This window comes from Paraburkholderia adhaesiva (assembly GCF_021390575.1).
In the GTDB taxonomy this organism is placed as follows: Bacteria; Pseudomonadota; Gammaproteobacteria; order Burkholderiales; family Burkholderiaceae; genus Paraburkholderia; species Paraburkholderia adhaesiva.
The window spans coordinates 694222-710447 of sequence record NZ_JAJEJQ010000003.1; the positions used below are offsets into that span (position 1 = coordinate 694222).

The following is a 16226-nucleotide window of genomic DNA, read 5'->3' on the forward strand; positions in this document are numbered from 1 at the left end:
CAACGTGCGAGTCGAACAACTGACCTGCGCCATCGGCGCCGAGCTGACCGGCGTGAATCTCGCCGATGCGATTCACGACGACGGCCTTTTCGCCGAGATTCGCGCGACGCTGCTCAAGCACCGCGTGCTGTTCCTGCGCGACCAGAACATCTCGCGTGCCGAGCATGTCGCGTTCGCGCGCCGCTTCGGCGAGCTGGAGGACCATCCGGTCGCCGGAAGCGATCCGGAGAATCCCGGTCTCGTGCGGATCTACAAGAACCCGGACCAGCCCAACGACCGGTACGAAAACGCATGGCACGCGGACGCCACCTGGCGCGAAGCCCCGCAGTTCGGTGCTGTGCTGCGCTGTGTGGAGTGTCCGCCCGTCGGCGGCGACACGATGTGGGCAAACATGGCGCTCGCCTACGAGAAACTGCCGGAGCACGTGAAAGCGCAGATCGCGGACCTGCGTGCCCGCCACAGCATCGAAGCGAGCTTCGGCGCGGCGATGCCGATCGAAAAGCGTCACGCGCTCAAGGCGCAGTTCCCGGACGCAGAACACCCAGTCGTTCGCACGCACCCCGAAACCGGCGAGAAAGTGCTTTTCGTTAGCGCGTTCACCACGCACTTCACGAACTATCACACGCCGGAGCGCGTGCGCTACGGGCAGGACGCCAATCCCGGCGCGGGCGATTTGCTGCGCTATCTCGTGAGCCAGGCCTATATCCCCGAGTATCAGGTGCGCTGGCGCTGGAAGCCCAACAGCATCGCGATCTGGGACAACCGCAGCACACAGCACTATGCCGTGATGGACTACCCGCCGTGCCACCGCAAGATGGAACGCGCAGGAATCATCGGTGAGAAGCCGTACTGAACCAGCAGGAAACCAGAGTAAATGGCTTCACAAACCACACCGACCATCCTGATGGTCCCGGGGCTGCGCGATCACGTTGCGGAACATTGGCAAACGTTGCTGGAGGCCAGGCTGCCGAAGGCGGCCTCGGTGCCGCCGCTCGAACACGACAAGCTCAGTTGCGCGGCGCGCGTTGCCGCGCTCGACGCAGCACTCGCGAAAATCGACGGCCCCGTCATTCTCGTTGCGCACAGCGCAGGCGTGATGATCACGGTTCAATGGGCTCAGCAGCACAGCCGCAAGATTCACGGCGCGCTGCTCGCCGCGCCAGCCGACCTCGAGACGCCGCTGCCGGCTGGCTATCCGGGCTTTGATCCGATCGCCAAGAACGGCTGGCTTCCGATTCCGCGCAAGCCGCTGCCGTTCCCGAGCATCGTCGGTGCGAGCCGCAACGATCCACTCGCGAGCTTCGAACGTGTGGAGGCCATGGCGAAGGATTGGGGCAGCCGCCTCGTCGACCTGGGCGAAGTCGGTCACCTGAATCCCGCCGCGGGCTTTGGTGTTTGGCCCATGGCCGAAACGCTGATCAATGAATTGCTCTGATCAGAACTGAGCGACACAGGCAATCCGCGACGCGAGCCGATGAAGTTAGGGGGGAAGGAAATGTCACGTGAAGTACCGGTAGCTACGGTCGATGAACTCGCGCCGGGGCAGCGCAAGCTGGCTTTCGTGGATGGCCGCAGCATCGTCATGTTCAACGTTGCTGGCTCGGTTCACGCGATCGACAACTCGTGCCCCCATAACGGTGCCTCGCTCGCGAGCGGCCAGCTGGAAGGGTGCTTGCTGCGTTGCCCGGCGCACGGATTGCGTTTCGATCTGCGCACCGGCTGTATGCCGGGAGCGGGCGGACTGAGCGTGAAGACGTTCCCGGTCCGGACGGTGGACGACAAACTGGTCGTGGTCCTGGAGGACGCGGCTACGAGTCTCGCATAGGGCAGCACGGGTGGTTCGGTTATCGATCCAAGAGATAATCATTCAGGATAGCAAACGATGCAAGGTTTGATGATGCAACAACCGCTGCTGGTCGCTTCGCTGCTCATGCACGCGGAGCGCCATCACAGCGACCAGGAAATCGTCTCGCGACGCGTGGAAGGCGACATTCACCGCTATCGCTACCAGGATCTCGCGCAACGTGCGCGCCGCATGGCCAATGCGCTCGCGAGCCTGGGTATCGCCCCCGGCGAACGTGTGGGTACGCTGGCGTGGAACGGCTACCGGCACATGGAGCTTTACTTTGCCGTATCGGGCTCCGGCTCCGTGCTCCATACGCTCAATCCGCGGCTGCACGCCGACCAGCTCGTGTACATCATCGAGCATGCACACGATCGCGTCGTCTTCTTCGACCTCACGTTCTTGCCGCTGATCGAAAGCGTCGCGCCGCGCGTAACGAGCCCGAAGTTTTTCGTCGCGATGTGCGATCGCGCGCATATGCCGAACGACCATTCCCTCGGCTCCAGGTTGCTCTGCTACGAGGATCTGATCGAAGGCCACAACGCGAATTTCGACTGGCCTCTGCTCGACGAAAACAGCGCGTCTTCGCTCTGCTATACGTCGGGCACGACCGGCAACCCGAAGGGCGTGCTTTATAGCCACCGTTCGACACTGCTGCACACCTACGCAGCGGCACTGCCGGATTCGCTGAACTGCTCGGCGCGCGACGCGATTCTCCCAGTTGTGCCCATGTTCCATGTGAACGCGTGGGGATTGCCTTATATCGCGTGCATGGTCGGTGCGAAGCTCGTGTTTCCGGGGCCGGCGCTCGACGGCAAGTCGCTTTATCAACTGATCGAGCAAGAGCAGGTCACGCTCTCGGCCGGTGTGCCGACGGTCTGGCAGGGTTTGCTTGCGCATGTCGAATCGGTGGAAGGTTCGTTTTCATCGATGCGACGCACGATTATCGGCGGCGCGCCATGTCCGACTGCAATGACGGCGGCGTTCCAGGAACGCCATCACGTCGCTGTGCTGCACGCATGGGGCATGACGGAGTTGAGCCCGGTTGGCACCGTCTGCAGTTTCAAGGCACATCAGACCGCGTTGCCCGAAGCCGAGCGCTACGCGCTTCAGGCGAAGCAGGGGCGTTCGGTGTTCGGCATCGACATGAAGATCGTCGACATGGCGGGCAATGAATTGCCGTGGGATGGTTGCGCCGCTGGTGATCTGCTCGTGCGCGGACATTGGGTCACGCGCGAGTACTTCGGTGGCAACTACGAATCGCCGCTGCAAGACGGCTGGTTTCCGACCGGCGACGTCGCGAAGATCGACCCGGATGGCTTCATGCAGATCGTGGATCGCAGCAAGGACGTCATCAAGTCCGGCGGCGAATGGATCAGTTCGGCCGACATCGAAAACGTCGCGTGTCTGCACCCTGAAGTTGCAACGGCGGTTTGCATCGCCGCGCGGCACCCGAAGTGGGATGAGCGCCCGCTGCTGCTGATCGTGAAGAAGCCTGGCAGCGCGCTCGAAGCGCACGAACTGCTCACGTTCTTCGACGGCCGCGTAGCGAAGTGGTGGAAGCCGGAGGCGGTGCTGTTTATCGACGCCGTACCGATCGGCGCGACGGGCAAGGTGCTCAAGAACCGGTTGCGCGAGCAGTACGGCAACTACTACGTGTCGGTTTGATAGCAGTACGACAGCCACAGAGTATCAAGGAAGCAGTAACCATAACTCGCCGGGTCCACCCGGAAGGTATCCACACCTGGAGGAGACACAATGAAATTGAAGTTCGGCGCCCTGGCAGCATTCGCCCTTTTTGCCAGCACAGCTCACGCGCAATCGTCGGTCACGCTTTACGGCGCTCTGGACTCTGGTCTGCTCTACCAGAGCACGTCGGCGGCGCTCACGTCGGCCCCGTTTTTGCCGAACACCAAGTTGAACGGTAACGCAGGCCATGTGGTTCAGCTCAAGGACGGTGGCATTTATTCGAGCATCTTCGGTATGAAGGGCACGGAAGACCTGGGCGGCGGCTACGCAGCCAACTTCAAGCTCCAGGGCGCGTTTAACACCTCCAACGGCCAGACGCAAAGGTTCTCTGTGCCCGCGTCGCTGGGCAGCTCGATTTTCACCCAGGTCACGACCATCGGTGTGTCGGGGCCGTTCGGCAAGATCGACTTCGGCCGCCAGTTCGCGCCGATGGCCTACGCGATGGCAGAGACGGACGTGCGCAACGCGCAGTACTTCGGCAGCGTCCTGACCGCATGGCTGACCATGAACACGATGTCGGGCTGGTCGGGAAGCACCACGAACGGCCAGATTGGCGCGCTGTATGACGACAATTCGATCGTCTACAACTCGCCGTCGTTCTACGGCGTGTCCACTGCACTTCAGTACTCGCCCGGCGGGGTGGCAGGGCAGGCGCAGGGTGGCACGCGCGAGTCGGCGATACTCAAGTATTCGGGCTTTGGTCTGAACGCGGATGCCGTCTACTACAACGGGCACGACGCGAACCCTTTTCCTTACACGAGCCCAAACGCGGCGGTTCCGGCTACTGGCCTGAACAATAACCGCTTCGTCTACTTCGGCGCGAAGTACACGTGGCACGGCTTCTCGGTCTCCGGTTCGTTCAGCAACGGGCGCAATCCGGCCAAGCCGAATGCGGCGCCGCCATTTGTTGTCTCCGGTGATTTCGACATGTGGACGGGTGGTCTTGGCTACCGCTTCTCGCCGACGATCGACGTCACCTCGGGTGTCTACTACCTGAAGGACAACAAGAACAACGCGAACCAGTCGACCGCCTACGCAATCGGCGGCAACTACAGGCTGTCGGCACGCACGGCGCTTTATGCCCAGGTCGGCTATGTGTCCAACCGCGGCCAGATGAACCAGGAACTCATTTATGGCACCCCTGTAGCCCCGGGTAAGAACACCACGGCCGTCAACTTCGGCCTGCGCCATACCTTCTAAGTCATGTGCGGGCCTGGATCAGTCCCGCACTGGCCCACCTTGGCGCAAGCTGCCGGGCAACCGGAAGCAGGCGTTGAGGTGGGTTTGTCATTTCTGCGTCGCCTGCGATCTCGCAACGGGCGCAATCAGTCCATCGATGCGCCCAGCTCGCCGGCGCGATAGCCAACCGGAAACAGCGTTTCATCTAGCAGCAGCACCCACAGGAGTATTCAATGAAAACGACGACCAAAACCCTCAGCCTGGCGCTCTGCACACTGCTCGCCGCGGCATCCCTGAACGCGTCCGCGCAACCGCAAGCCAGCGCGCCTGGCGATACGGCCGTGGCGTCGCCCAGCACAGCGGCGCCTGCTGCTCCGAGCAACACCAAGCTGCGGCGCGCGGTGTACACCGCGATCGCAAAGCACAAGGAAATCCACGGCGGCAGTATCGGTGTCACAGCCAAGAATGGGGCGGTCACGCTGAATGGCACGGTTACGGATGCCTCGCAGATCGAGAAAGTCGCTGAGATCGCCAAGGGCGTGCCTGGCGTGATGTCGGTGACAAACAAGCTGACGGTCCAGAAGCCACTGGGCGGTATGTAAGCTTGAAAGGCGCGCCGGACATACTGTCGATGTGAAGTGGGCGTTCATCGGGTGCAATCGACACTACTGGCCAGTCTCGGCGCTCTGCGAGGTGCTGGAAGTCAGTTTCAGCCGATATCATCAACGCCGGCACCATCAGCGTGTGCGCGAAAAACGGCGCGATAACGCTCGGTGGTGCGGTTTGGGAAACCGCATAAATCGGCAAAGCAGAGGACATTATCACGAGCGTTCCCTGCGTGACGTCGGTGACCAAGAAGTTGACGGTGCAGAAGCCATTTGGCGGCATATAAACAGTCGCAGGAGGAGCGGGGTGCGGTAGGAGCAGGGTGTTCTCTGGTCACACCGGACCCCGCCCAGCCGCGGCGAGGCACGGTTCACGCGGCAACGCCGCCGTCTAACCGACGCAACACACCACTTGCGTTACGCCGCAATATCCGCCCAGGGCGAGTGCCCGCGCTGTGGCTAGCTGCCGGGCCACGGCGGGTTACCACAATCATCTCAATCGGACGAAGGTCCGATATCCCAAGCCGAATGGTCATCGTAACCTGCAAGATCACCAACCCGGTTGCCTGCCAGCGGACCGAGGGTTTGCGATCGGACGAGCGTGTGATGAACGAAGAGGGCATAAGTGCCCGATGAGATGTCATCAGGTTACCCGGCAAAAATATCCCGGCCTTGCCGACAGTGAACCGCTCGCCAACCTGGCTTCGATGTCGCCGCTAACGTCGAATGATTCTTTGGCCCTAGTCGGACCCTGTCGCCATGCGCGCAATAGATGTGCTCGCACGCCACGCGTAATCGTCTGGAATCGTCCCTGAGGAAAAGCGTATGCGCATCGCTCAGCACCCAACAGCCAGGGGCTCGGCATCGCGATGCTTTATCCGTCGGTTTTCGTCCTGGCTCTGCTTCACAGTGCTCATGTTCCCCGGAGTCGCACCGGGGATGGACTTCAAGATCTACTACCAACCTCAACTCAAGCTGAAGATGGTGATCGGCGACGGGAGGATTCAGGACGGCGACGCAGAGAAGTTTCTGACGCTCGCCAGAAAGGCCGACCGTGATATCGACGGACTCGTTCTCCTTCTTTTAAATAGCCCTGGTGGGAATGTAGAGTGTAGTGGTCTAATGAATCCGGACACTGATTTAGGCGAGAATGGTCGCCATGAAGAGGTGTCTGATGAGCAAGCAACGACGTACGTTTTCCCCGGAGTTCAAACAGCAAGCCGCCTGTCTGGTGCTCGACCAGGGCTATAGCCATATGGAGGCAAGCCGCTCGGTCGGTGTCGGCGAGACGGTGCTGCGTCGCTGGGTGCAGCAACTTCAGATGGAACGCCAGGGCGTCACGCCGCAGGGCAAGGCAATCACGCCGGATCAACAGCGTATTCAGGAACTCGAGGCGCGTATCGAACGCCTCGAGCGTGAGAAGGCCATTTTAAAAAAGGCTACCGCGCTCTTGATGTCGGAAGGCATCGAACGTACGAAGTAATTGATCAGATTGGCGCAAGCGAATCGGTCGAACTGATCTGCGCGGTATTCGACGTATCGCGATCCTGCCTGTATGCGTACCGGGAGCGCGCCCAGCGCGTTGACGCCGAGCGCATGGCACTGCGTAGCCGGGTACACGAGCTGTTCGTCGAGAGTCGAAGCTCTGCCGGCAGCCGCAGCATCATGGGCATGATGCGCGAAGAAGGTACGGTGATTGGCCGCTTCAAGGTCAGCCGCCTGATGGAAGAACTCGGGCTTATCTGCAAGCAGCCGGGTCGCCATGCCTACAAGCAGGCCACGGTCGAGCGGATCGATATCCCGAATCATCTCAATCGTGAATTCGAGGTTGGTACGCCGAATCAGATCTGGTGTGGTGACATCACCTATGTCTGGGCGCAGGGCCGTTGGCATTATCTGGCCGTAGTGCTCGACCTGTTCACGCGTCGGGTTGTTGGCTGGGCGTTCTCGACACGCCCGGATGCCGATCTGGTCGTGCAGGCGTTGGAGATGGCCTATGAGCAGCGTGGTCGTCCGCAAGGCTTGCTGTTCCACTCGGATCAAGGCGGCCAGTATGCAAGCCGGAAATTCCGTCAGCGCCTGTGGCGCTATCGGATTCAGCAGAGCATGAGCCGTCGTGGAAATTGCTGGGACAACTCCCCGATGGAAAGGCTGTTCCGCAGCTTCAAGACGGAATGGCTGCCGTCAGTGGGGTACACGTCGACGCAGGAAGCACACCGGGATATCAGCCACTACCTGATGCACCGTTACAACTGGATACGGCCGCATCAGTTCAATGACGGACTGGCGCCGGCTGTTGCGGAAGAAAAACTTAACGCAGTGTCCGGGATTAGTTGACCACTACAGAGGCCGCGTTTCGGCTCGTCGATGCAATGGACAAAGTGCGCGTCTACGCGACAGTTCCAGATAACGCCAAATGCGCTTCCGCTTGCGCGTCCATCGTGTTCGCTTCAGGTGAGCGCCGAAGTATTGTTGGTAGTGGGTTGCTTGGCTTTCACAGTTGCTACAAGCGAGATGGGAAGACTTACACTGAGGACTCTCTTTGTAACGAGATTATTGCGGCAAATGCCATGCAAAGAGGTGTAAGTCACGCAGGCATCAATCGTTTCGTCAAGCAATACGGCGCGCGAGACATGGCATGGGTCGGACGCGACACCGCCTGTACGTCGCTGCAAGGGCTTTGCAAGCCAGGGGCGCTGGAGTCTCAATCCGTTATGAAGGCCGCCTTGAGCGAGAGTTTTGATTGCAGCAAGCTCATGTCCGTTCAAGCACAGCTTATTTGCGGGGATGCGGAACTGACGCGTGTCGATCAGGAACTGGCAGAAATTTATAGTCAAAAATCAAAATCAGCGACTAATAAATCGAAGTTGCGTGAGGACCAACGAGCATGGCTTCGCAATTCTCGCAACGTGTGTAGCGATAAAGCTTGTTTGCAGCGAAGCTATCGTCTGCGCATCGATGAACTGAAGCGGATGCGCTCGTAATCGCATGTCATGGATGCGCACTTAACGGCAGCAAATAGCTGCTGTCCTCGTGCAGCTCGCCACCCTTGACCATCGAGACTGTGGAATCGTCGACCGGCAGTTGCAGGAACGTCTCGGATCCGTAAGCGGGGGATGCCACAAATGCCTGGTCAGACCAGATATCCCCGATACCCAGGGTTACCATCGTACCGACTCAAACCCAGCGTTTGACCTGTCGCTCCATCGGCAGCGTCGAACGGGCACTCAAGGGTGCATGTCGTCGATTCAGCTAACTCAGAACTCTCGATGCCGTCCGGACAATTTCCTCTACGAACACCTTGACCGTTGGGTGGTTGCGCTCGCCGCTGCGATAAGCGACGTAGATTTTGCGGCGAATCTCCGGCCTCAGCTTGACCCATGCCACGCCGATCGGTGCGCGCAGCACCCGGAGTCCCGGGGCGATCGACACAGAGCAGCCGGGGGTCACCATTGCGTCGATTATGTCGGATCCACGGCATCTGGCGTTGGTTTGGGGTTCGAACCCGGCGCGGCGGCATAGCTCAATGACGAAGCTGCCGAAGGTACTCCATGTGGATTCGATAGCCCACGTTTCGTACCGGAGATCGGCCAGGCTCAGCGACGGCTTTTTACTCAACGGATGGTCAGTCGCGACCGCCACGTACAGTGCATCCTCCGCCAGTGGCACAAGCTCGACGTTTTCCCGGTCATTGCCCGTCGCGATTGAAAGATCGTCAATCAAGGCGATGTCCGTTCGCCACGACCGCAGTGCCGCGACCGCGTCAATCGGTTCCAGTTCTTCTAGCGCGATCGCGAGGCGCGGAAACGCGCGCCGCAACTCCTTGACCGTATCAGGGAGAACAATCGAAGCGATCGACGGGAACGCAGCGACACGCAGCTCTCCTGCGATCTCACGCCGCAGTTCGGCCAGTTCCGAGCGAGCCTCGTCCAGCACCACCATCACCCGTTCGGCGTACCCCACCAATGCGTGGCCAGCGGGAGTAAGCCTAACCCCGCGTCCGACGCGCTCTGTGAGCTTGACTCCGGCGTCTTCCTCTAGTTGAGCGATCTGCTGTGAAACCGCCGACGGCGTCAGGAACAGGGCCTCAGCGGCGGCCGCCATCGTGCCGCACCTCGCCAGCTCCAGCAGTGCCCGGAGTCGACCGAATTCCAACGTGCATTCCTCCGCCAAGATCAAATGAACGAAATGGCTAATGTATTGCTAAAAAAACGATCGGTATACGAACACGTATTGGCTGCCTACAGTGCCAGATAACAGCCACAGAGACGGATGTTCCGTATGCGGTCCTTTAACGACGCCCCTCTGCGTTGACACGTCGCGGATTGGTTTCAGGGAGCCGGTAGACGCGTTCGCAGCTATCTCCTCTGATAGTACGTGATCGTGAAATGTGCTGGAGTTTTCCCATTTTCATCGGCCGGCATCGGGTCAGAATCCTGCACCGCTCTTAGCGCAGCATCGTCCCACGCAGAATTACCACTTGAATGAACGATAGTTGCCGAAAGGAGCTTGCCATCGGGTGAGCAATTCACCGCGACTACTGCCGGTAAAGTGACGTCTTCGCCATGCCACCTGAGGTTGGCACGGACCAGTCGCTGAATCTTCCGGGCGTACGGCTGTACGGCCGAGCCGGAAGCGACGGTTTTAGCTGGCGTCGCTACGAACCAGAAGGTGGTCTCGACAGGAATGCTCTTGCCGAAGAGCCCCAAAACGGGTTTGCAGGTAGCCAGTCTCGACTGACGTAGCGCAAGATTATCAAAGGCAGCGTCACCGGACGACCGCCAGAGTTCGGCGTCCTTGACCTGCCCCTGCTCGTCCAGAGACACGTGAACTGCAGCAGGCCCATTCGGCGTCGTCTTGCGTGGAGTGCCAGCCGCCAAGCCGTATTGGCAGGGTATTTGGTCGTCCGGGACAAACCGCGTGGTAGCCGGAGCAGCCTCAGACGCGGTGGTCAGCTTCGGGTCGGATTGCACGTCTGATTGGGCAAACGCGGTAGCCGTGCAAAGAGAAAGCAGTAATACGGCGAATCGCTTCATGGGTCGATATCCCTCGCTTGAATGGCGCGAATGGTTGCGCGGCCATCGTACAGCGCGAGGTCGACTTCGCGCATCACAAAACACGATATGGATCAATCGTGCGGAAGTCAGCGGACGTCTGCTGGCACGCCCCACGGGAGCAGTGCCGCGTAGTCGTCGGCGGTCTGCGCATGCGGCAGTCGCTGGAACAACCAGTGAAGGTAGCGGTATGGATCAATGCCACTGGCCTTGCACGTCTCGACGAGCGAGTACAGGTTGGCGCTGGCCTGCGCGCCGGCGACGGTGTCGGAGAACAGCCAGCCCTTGCGGCCGATGACGAACGGCCGGATTGCGTTTTCACACAGGTTGTTCGAGATTGGCCATATGCCGTTGTCGACGTAGCGGATCAGCTTGGGCCACTGGCCGTACAGGTACCGCAGCGCGCGGCCGAGCTGGCTCGACGGCACAACTGTGGGCAGATGTTCAACCAGCATCCGCTCAAGGATTGCGAGCACCCGCCCGCTGTACCGGGCACGCAATCGTTGTCGCCGCTGCGGCTCCCATCGCGCACCACGTGCTTCGGCTGCGAACAGCTTGCCGATCAGCATAACGAAGCGAGTCGCCAGCATGTCCGGCGAACGGGCGGCCTTCGGCACGGACTCTTCGGCCTTGATGAAGCCCCGGCGCACGTGCGCCCAGCATCCGAGATGGACGAGCTGGTGATCATGGGCGATGCCGTTATAGAGTTCGTACCCGTCCGTCATCAACGCCGTGCCGGGTAGCACGCCGGCATAGAGCCGCTGCGCGTGCTGCGCACCGCGTCCCGGTGAATACGAGAACATCCGCACGGGCGGCCCCGACCCGTTGACCTGTGCCCACAGATAACTCTTCGCCTGCGGTTTTCGTCCTGGCTCCTTGAGCACCTGGAAGGTCGTCTCATCGCCGTAAATCAGGTCCGAGTCGAGCAGCGCATCGCGCATCAGGTTGATCACCGGCTGCGTGGCCAGTCCTACGCGCACGACACTCGCTGCCAGCGTATTCGACGAGATGTCGCCGCCGAAGCGGCGCAGCAGAGTGGCCTGGCGATACAGCGGCATGCCGTACTGATACTTGCCGGTGATGATCCACGCGAGCGCCGACTCTGTGAGCAGCCCGCGCGCGATGATGCGCGCCGGCGCCGGCGTCACCTTGATGCCGAGATCGCAGCAGGGGCACGCGTACTTGACCCGCTGATGCTGGATGACGCGCACCTGCTCGGGAATCACGTCGAGCTGTTCGCTCGTCTCGACACCGATCTCCACGAGCACATGACCGTCGTTTGCACAGAACCGTTCGGACTCGGGCAGTTCGTGCCGCACGACCTCGCGTGGCAGGTTGGGATCGAGTGGCTTGCGCCCGCGCTTGCTGCGCAGGTGGGAGGCGACCGGCGTGCCAGGCACGTCTTCACGCGCGGGCGCGTCGGCGGACTGGGCCAGCGCTTCTGCCTCGTTGAACAGGCCGAGCTGGTCAGCATGGCGCGCCTCGCTCGATGCGCCGAACAGTTCGTGCCTGTAGGCGCGCAGCTTCTCTTCCGCAAGGTTCCGTTGGGCCGTCACGAGCCGGAGCTCACTGCGCAGGGCGTCGCATTCGGCGAGCAGTGCCTGGTATTCCTCAGCACTCGGCATGACGGGGTTGTTCGGCATGGCCAGTTAGACCGTGCCGTGTATCCGGTGTTCAGCTTATCCGCGCGTAATATCGCTGGGGATGCTTCTGGATCACGGCCAGGTCGATGCCGTCGAGCAGCCAGTGCAGTTGTTCGACGCTCAGCGTGAGCGTTTCGCGACCACCCGGCCAGACGAAGCGGTCGGCTTCGAGTCGCTTGAGCAGCAGCCAGAAGCCGTTGCCGCCCCAGCCGAGTATCTTGATGCGATCACGGCGGCGGTTGCCGAACACGAACAGCGCCGGGGTCATCGGGTTCAGGCGCATCGCCTGTTCGACCAGGATCGACAGCCCGTTAATGCCCATGCGGAAGTCGACCGGATCGCGATGCAGGTAGACCTTCAGCCCTTCGTCAAACCGGAACACGGCAGCTCCCGAGCATCTGGATCACTGCCGTCAGTTCTTCGAGGCTCGCTTCGCCGAGGTTGAATTCGATCCCGTTGGGCAGGCACACGTGCAGCGCGGCGGCAGGCGCGGGAACACTGCGCAGCGGCTCGCGTGCCAACACCGGCGGCTGCGATGGCACGGTCACAACGGGTACAAACGCCGGCGCAGGTGCGTTCGCAGGCTCGCGCACCGGCATGTCGATCGATACCCCATCGATCATCTCGACCGCGCGAGACTCCTGCGAGCCGGCCACCGCCGCCTCGCGTTGCATCAGGTACTTCGTGATCCATTTGCGCAGCAGGTTCGCGTTGATCCCATGCTCCTGCGCCAGTCGTGCAACCGACACGCCTGGGCGCAGTGCCATTTCGATCAGCGCGCGCTTGGCACCCTCGTCGTACCGGCGACGACCGTCCCGCGTCAGCCGGACTACTCCTAACTCTGCGTGTTTGTCAGTCATTGGTGTCCACCTATTTAGGTGGACACCTTTCTCTCACACTCCATCTGTCGGTGGCAGGGCGTGGTTTATTGATCGCTTACGATGTTCCAGCACAGCGTCCGCCCAACTGCGTCACTTGAGAGTAATTACGTTGAGTTCGTTATGTTCAAGTTCCTTCTCACACGGATTAACCGCTGGTTCGAGCGCGCCGAACAACGACGAAATGGGCTGCTGCCGGTTTCGTGGACACCGACCTAAGCTTCTTGAGCTTTCTCGAACTCTATCGGACTGACGTAGCCGAGCGTCGAATGACGACGCTTCGGGTTGTAGAACCGCTCAATGTAGTCGAACACATCGGCACGCGCCTGTTCCCTGGACCGGTACACCTTGCGGGCCGTGCGCTCAGTCTTCAGTGAACTGAAGAAGCTTTCCATGGCTGAGTTGTCCCAGACCTCGCCCGCGCGACTCATACTGCAGGTGATGCCTTGCTCTTTGGGCAGCTCCTGGAAGTGCTCGCTGGTGTATTGGCTGCCTTGGACGGAGTGATGCAGCAACGCGACCGGCTTGCCACGGCGCCACACGGCCATCATCAACGCGTCGGCCACGAGTTGCGAGGTCATGCTGTCTTGCATCGACCAGCCGACGATGCGCCGCGAGTACAAGTCGAGCACCGCCGCAGCATACAGCCAGCCCTCGGCCGTCCAGATGTACGTGAAATCGGCCACCCACTTCTGGTTTGGCGCATCAGCCTGGAACTGACGGTCCAGCACATTGCCCGCGATAGTGCTGCGCTCACCTCGGTCCTGCGGCAAGCCCCGGCGTCGGGGCCTCGCACGTAGCGCCTGTTCACGCATGAGCCGTTCAATGCGGTGCAATCCACATCGGTAGCCCAGTGCCAGCACGTCATGCCACACGCGCCGGGCGCCATAGGTGCGGTCGCTGCCGAGGAAGCTTTGCCGCACCTGGCTCGCAGGCACCAAGTCGTCCAGCTTCGCCATTGTGAACATCGCCTCGGTGTAGCCGTCCGCTCCGCGCATCGTTTCGGTCTCAGTGTTGTCCGTTCCCATGTTTCAACGTTTACCGCTCCCGCTCCGATGACGACGGCAGGAGCTATTTCAACAGCCGGAAAGTTTAGGCAAGTTTCACAATTGGGAGTTGTCTTGTAGACAAGGGGGGGAAATTCGTGATTGTCCTATATACGTGCAAGCAATCAGATTAGAAACTGTAAGCGTCGAGATGGGTAACTGAAAGCACCGGGTTTCAGTTGAGTTCGGAACCGGAGGGGAGGTGCTTGAAGATAGAGGAAGACGCTTCGGTTTGCCTAGACCAGCAGGGCGAAGCTGTTTTCCGAAGGCCGTCTGACGAAAGCGGGTCAATGCCTTCGTCACGTGCGGCCGCCGCAGGTATGTTGCCCGGATACCCTTGCGCAATAAATGCAAGTGTCACCCTATGCGTTGCAGGTAATGGTTAGCGATGGAAAAGATATCCGAAAACCTGAAGATAATTATTTCAACCATCGCGGTCCTGTTTTCAGGGCTATTGTTTTCTCATGTGGCTATCGGCGCATGTGTCTATCAGGGCTCCAGTACGAACAACTACTGGAGCCGGGCGGAAAACAATCCCATTGGCCCAAGTTCTGTCCAGATCCTGGCGCAACGATTCCAGCCCGTGGGAACCATCCTTTTCGACCAGACGTTTCCCATGAGCACCTTGCTCGCGAGTAGTCCGAACGCCGTGCTCATCAAGTGTGCTTCTGCAAGCGATGCCGTTGGTGCGGGCGCGGCATTGCGCCTCGATGATACGTATCAACTGGGCGGAGGTTTTTCATACAACGGAATCCAGTATTACTACACGGCGTTTCAGGAGAATTCCACGCGTTACTCTCCCGTTGGCTGGAAACTCTATGCCGAGATGTCCGATGGCACAGAAAGGGAACTCATCCGCAACGACAGCAGCGGCACCAGCAATACGGCGGTGCGTTTTACACCGCTGACCTATAATGTAGTGGTCAACTAATCCCGGACACTGCGTTAAGTTTTTCTTCCGCAACAGCCGGCGCCAGTCCGTCATTGAACTGATGCGGCCGTATCCAGTTGTAACGGTGCATCAGGTAGTGGCTGATATCCCGGTGTGCTTCCTGCGTCGACGTGTACCCCACTGACGGCAGCCATTCCGTCTTGAAGCTGCGGAACAGCCTTTCCATCGGGGAGTTGTCCCAGCAATTTCCACGACGGCTCATGCTCTGCTGAATCCGATAGCGCCACAGGCGCTGACGGAATTTCCGGCTTGCATACTGGCCGCCTTGATCCGAGTGGAACAGCAAGCCTTGCGGACGACCACGCTGCTCATAGGCCATCTCCAACGCCTGCACGACCAGATCGGCATCCGGGCGTGTCGAGAACGCCCAGCCAACAACCCGACGCGTGAACAGGTCGAGCACTACGGCCAGATAATGCCAACGGCCCTGCGCCCAGACATAGGTGATGTCACCACACCAGATCTGATTCGGCGTACCAACCTCGAATTCACGATTGAGATGATTCGGGATATCGATCCGCTCGACCGTGGCCTGCTTGTAGGCATGGCGACCCGGCTGCTTGCAGATAAGCCCGAGTTCTTCCATCAGGCGGCTGACCTTGAAGCGGCCAATCACCGTACCTTCTTCGCGCATCATGCCCATGATGCTGCGGCTGCCGGCAGAGCTTCGACTCTCGACGAACAGCTCGTGTACCCGGCTACGCAGTGCCATGCGCTCGGCGTCAACGCGCTGGGCGCGCTCCCGGTACGCATACAGGCAGGATCGCGATACGTCGAATACCGCGCAGATCAGTTCGACCGATTCGCTTGCGCCAATCTGATCAATTACTTCGTACGTTCGATGCCTTCCGACATCAAGAGCGCGGTAGCCTTTTTTAAAATGGCCTTCTCACGCTCGAGGCGTTCGATACGCGCCTCGAGTTCCTGAATACGCTGTTGATCCGGCGTGATTGCCTTGCCCTGCGGCGTGACGCCCTGGCGTTCCATCTGAAGTTGCTGCACCCAGCGACGCAGCACCGTCTCGCCGACACCGACCGAGCGGCTTGCCTCCATATGGCTATAGCCCTGGTCGAGCACCAGACAGGCGGCTTGCTGTTTGAACTCCGGGGAAAACGTACGTCGTTGCTTGCTCATCAGACACCTCTTCATGGCGACCATTCTCGCCTAAATCAGTGTCCGGATTCATTAGACCACTACATAAAGATTGCACGACGAACGGCACACTTACCGCCAGTGATTGTGCGAATTATCCCTATGTCATCACCGCAAGCGACTTC

16 protein-coding genes and 3 pseudogenes are annotated in these 16226 nt (G+C 60.2%); 10 read left to right on the plus strand and 9 right to left on the minus strand.

What is annotated here, in order from left to right; translation table 11 throughout:
* Positions 1–4: 4 nt before the first annotated feature.
* The 9 genes from L0U80_RS27195 to L0U80_RS27235 all read left to right on the plus strand — a co-directional run bounded on the left by L0U80_RS27195 (position 5) and on the right by L0U80_RS27235 (position 8360).
* A complete protein-coding gene (locus L0U80_RS27195) occupies positions 5–853 on the plus strand; it encodes a TauD/TfdA dioxygenase family protein (protein ID WP_233873387.1) in 849 nt (282 codons plus the stop codon).
* 21 nt (positions 854–874) lie between these two features.
* Positions 875–1435: an RBBP9/YdeN family alpha/beta hydrolase gene (locus tag L0U80_RS27200; RefSeq protein ID WP_233873389.1), complete on the plus strand. Its 561-nt coding sequence runs from the start codon at positions 875–877 to the stop codon at positions 1433–1435.
* Between the two features lie 60 nt (positions 1436–1495).
* Positions 1496–1825, plus strand: coding sequence for a Rieske (2Fe-2S) protein (locus tag L0U80_RS27205; protein WP_233873392.1), 330 nt, complete (start codon positions 1496–1498; stop codon positions 1823–1825).
* Positions 1826–1882: 57 nt separating this feature from the next.
* Entirely contained in the window at positions 1883–3511 is a 1629-nt protein-coding gene (locus tag L0U80_RS27210) for a 3-(methylthio)propionyl-CoA ligase (protein WP_233873395.1), read from the plus strand.
* Between the two features lie 90 nt (positions 3512–3601).
* Positions 3602–4792 carry a porin gene (locus L0U80_RS27215; RefSeq protein WP_233873398.1) on the plus strand — a complete coding sequence of 397 codons (1191 nt, stop codon included), beginning with the start codon at positions 3602–3604 and terminating at the stop codon, positions 4790–4792.
* 212 nt (positions 4793–5004) lie between these two features.
* Complete coding sequence (locus L0U80_RS27220) at positions 5005–5373, plus strand: BON domain-containing protein (protein ID WP_233873401.1); 369 nt, start codon at positions 5005–5007, stop codon at positions 5371–5373.
* Between the two features lie 942 nt (positions 5374–6315).
* Complete coding sequence (locus tag L0U80_RS27225; protein ID WP_233873404.1) at positions 6316–6627, plus strand: hypothetical protein; 312 nt, start codon at positions 6316–6318, stop codon at positions 6625–6627.
* Positions 6551–7713 (plus strand): IS3 family transposase gene (locus L0U80_RS27230; protein WP_233862016.1). Its coding sequence is split into 2 segments (ribosomal slippage): positions 6551–6806 and positions 6806–7713, totalling 1164 coding nucleotides; the frame shifts between segments, so codons are not numbered across the junction. Before L0U80_RS27225 ends, L0U80_RS27230 begins: the two co-directional genes overlap by 77 nt.
* Before the next feature lie 35 nt (positions 7714–7748).
* Complete coding sequence (locus tag L0U80_RS27235; RefSeq protein WP_233873407.1) at positions 7749–8360, plus strand: lysozyme inhibitor LprI family protein; 612 nt, start codon at positions 7749–7751, stop codon at positions 8358–8360.
* Positions 8361–8367: 7 nt separating this feature from the next.
* On the opposite strand, the gene L0U80_RS27240 is transcribed toward L0U80_RS27235, so the two are convergent.
* From L0U80_RS27240 to L0U80_RS27275, 8 genes and pseudogenes are all read right to left on the minus strand, one after another.
* Positions 8368–8544 carry a hypothetical protein gene (locus L0U80_RS27240; protein WP_233873410.1) on the minus strand — a complete coding sequence of 59 codons (177 nt, stop codon included), beginning with the start codon at positions 8542–8544 and terminating at the stop codon, positions 8368–8370.
* 84 nt (positions 8545–8628) lie between these two features.
* Positions 8629–9531 carry a LysR family transcriptional regulator gene (locus L0U80_RS27245; protein WP_233873413.1) on the minus strand — a complete coding sequence of 301 codons (903 nt, stop codon included), beginning with the start codon at positions 9529–9531 and terminating at the stop codon, positions 8629–8631.
* 203 nt (positions 9532–9734) lie between these two features.
* A pseudogene (locus tag L0U80_RS31940) lies at positions 9735–10001 on the minus strand (energy transducer TonB); the annotation flags it as partial.
* A gap of 99 nt (positions 10002–10100) precedes the next feature.
* Positions 10101–10412: pseudogene (locus L0U80_RS31945) on the minus strand (energy transducer TonB); the annotation flags it as partial.
* A 107-nt stretch (positions 10413–10519) separates the two neighbouring features.
* Entirely contained in the window at positions 10520–12073 is a 1554-nt protein-coding gene (gene tnpC, locus L0U80_RS27260) for an IS66 family transposase (protein WP_233864683.1), read from the minus strand.
* Between the two features lie 31 nt (positions 12074–12104).
* The gene (tnpB, locus tag L0U80_RS27265; RefSeq protein WP_233864686.1) at positions 12105–12455 is read right to left on the minus strand and encodes an IS66 family insertion sequence element accessory protein TnpB; all 351 of its coding nucleotides are present in this window, start codon (positions 12453–12455) and stop codon (positions 12105–12107) included.
* Positions 12442–12933, minus strand: coding sequence for an IS66-like element accessory protein TnpA (gene tnpA, locus L0U80_RS27270; protein WP_233864689.1), 492 nt, complete (start codon positions 12931–12933; stop codon positions 12442–12444). The genes tnpB and tnpA overlap by 14 nt, the downstream gene beginning before the upstream one ends.
* A 233-nt stretch (positions 12934–13166) precedes the next feature.
* Positions 13167–13871: pseudogene (locus tag L0U80_RS27275) on the minus strand (IS3 family transposase); the annotation flags it as partial.
* Positions 13872–14385: 514 nt separating this feature from the next.
* Here L0U80_RS27275 and L0U80_RS27280 point away from each other — a divergent pair.
* Positions 14386–14928: a hypothetical protein gene (locus tag L0U80_RS27280; RefSeq protein ID WP_233873415.1), complete on the plus strand. Its 543-nt coding sequence runs from the start codon at positions 14386–14388 to the stop codon at positions 14926–14928.
* Here L0U80_RS27280 and L0U80_RS27285 read toward each other — a convergent pair.
* A protein-coding gene (locus L0U80_RS27285) for an IS3 family transposase (protein ID WP_233862016.1) occupies positions 14921–16083 on the minus strand; the annotation gives its coding sequence in 2 pieces (ribosomal slippage) (positions 14921–15828 and positions 15828–16083; 1164 coding nt in all). The genes L0U80_RS27280 and L0U80_RS27285 overlap by 8 nt on opposite strands.
* Positions 16084–16226: the final 143 nt, after the last annotated feature.

Excerpts from the sequence above, each read along its gene's own strand:
- L0U80_RS27215 (WP_233873398.1), top strand. The coding sequence starts at position 3,602 with ATGAAATTGAAGTTCGGCGCCCTGGCAGCATTCGCCCTTTTTGCCAGC.
- L0U80_RS27280 (WP_233873415.1), top strand. The coding sequence starts at position 14,386 with ATGGAAAAGATATCCGAAAACCTGAAGATAATTATTTCAACCATCGCG.
- tnpC (WP_233864683.1), bottom strand. The coding sequence starts at position 12,073 with ATGCCGAACAACCCCGTCATGCCGAGTGCTGAGGAATACCAGGCACTG.
- L0U80_RS27225 (WP_233873404.1), top strand. The coding sequence starts at position 6,316 with ATGGACTTCAAGATCTACTACCAACCTCAACTCAAGCTGAAGATGGTG.
- L0U80_RS27200 (WP_233873389.1), top strand. The coding sequence starts at position 875 with ATGGCTTCACAAACCACACCGACCATCCTGATGGTCCCGGGGCTGCGC.
- tnpA (WP_233864689.1), bottom strand. The coding sequence starts at position 12,933 with ATGACTGACAAACACGCAGAGTTAGGAGTAGTCCGGCTGACGCGGGAC.
- L0U80_RS27205 (WP_233873392.1), top strand. The coding sequence starts at position 1,496 with ATGTCACGTGAAGTACCGGTAGCTACGGTCGATGAACTCGCGCCGGGG.
- L0U80_RS27210 (WP_233873395.1), top strand. The coding sequence starts at position 1,883 with ATGCAAGGTTTGATGATGCAACAACCGCTGCTGGTCGCTTCGCTGCTC.
- L0U80_RS27240 (WP_233873410.1), bottom strand. The coding sequence starts at position 8,544 with ATGGTAACCCTGGGTATCGGGGATATCTGGTCTGACCAGGCATTTGTG.
- L0U80_RS27235 (WP_233873407.1), top strand. The coding sequence starts at position 7,749 with ATGGACAAAGTGCGCGTCTACGCGACAGTTCCAGATAACGCCAAATGC.
- L0U80_RS27220 (WP_233873401.1), top strand. The coding sequence starts at position 5,005 with ATGAAAACGACGACCAAAACCCTCAGCCTGGCGCTCTGCACACTGCTC.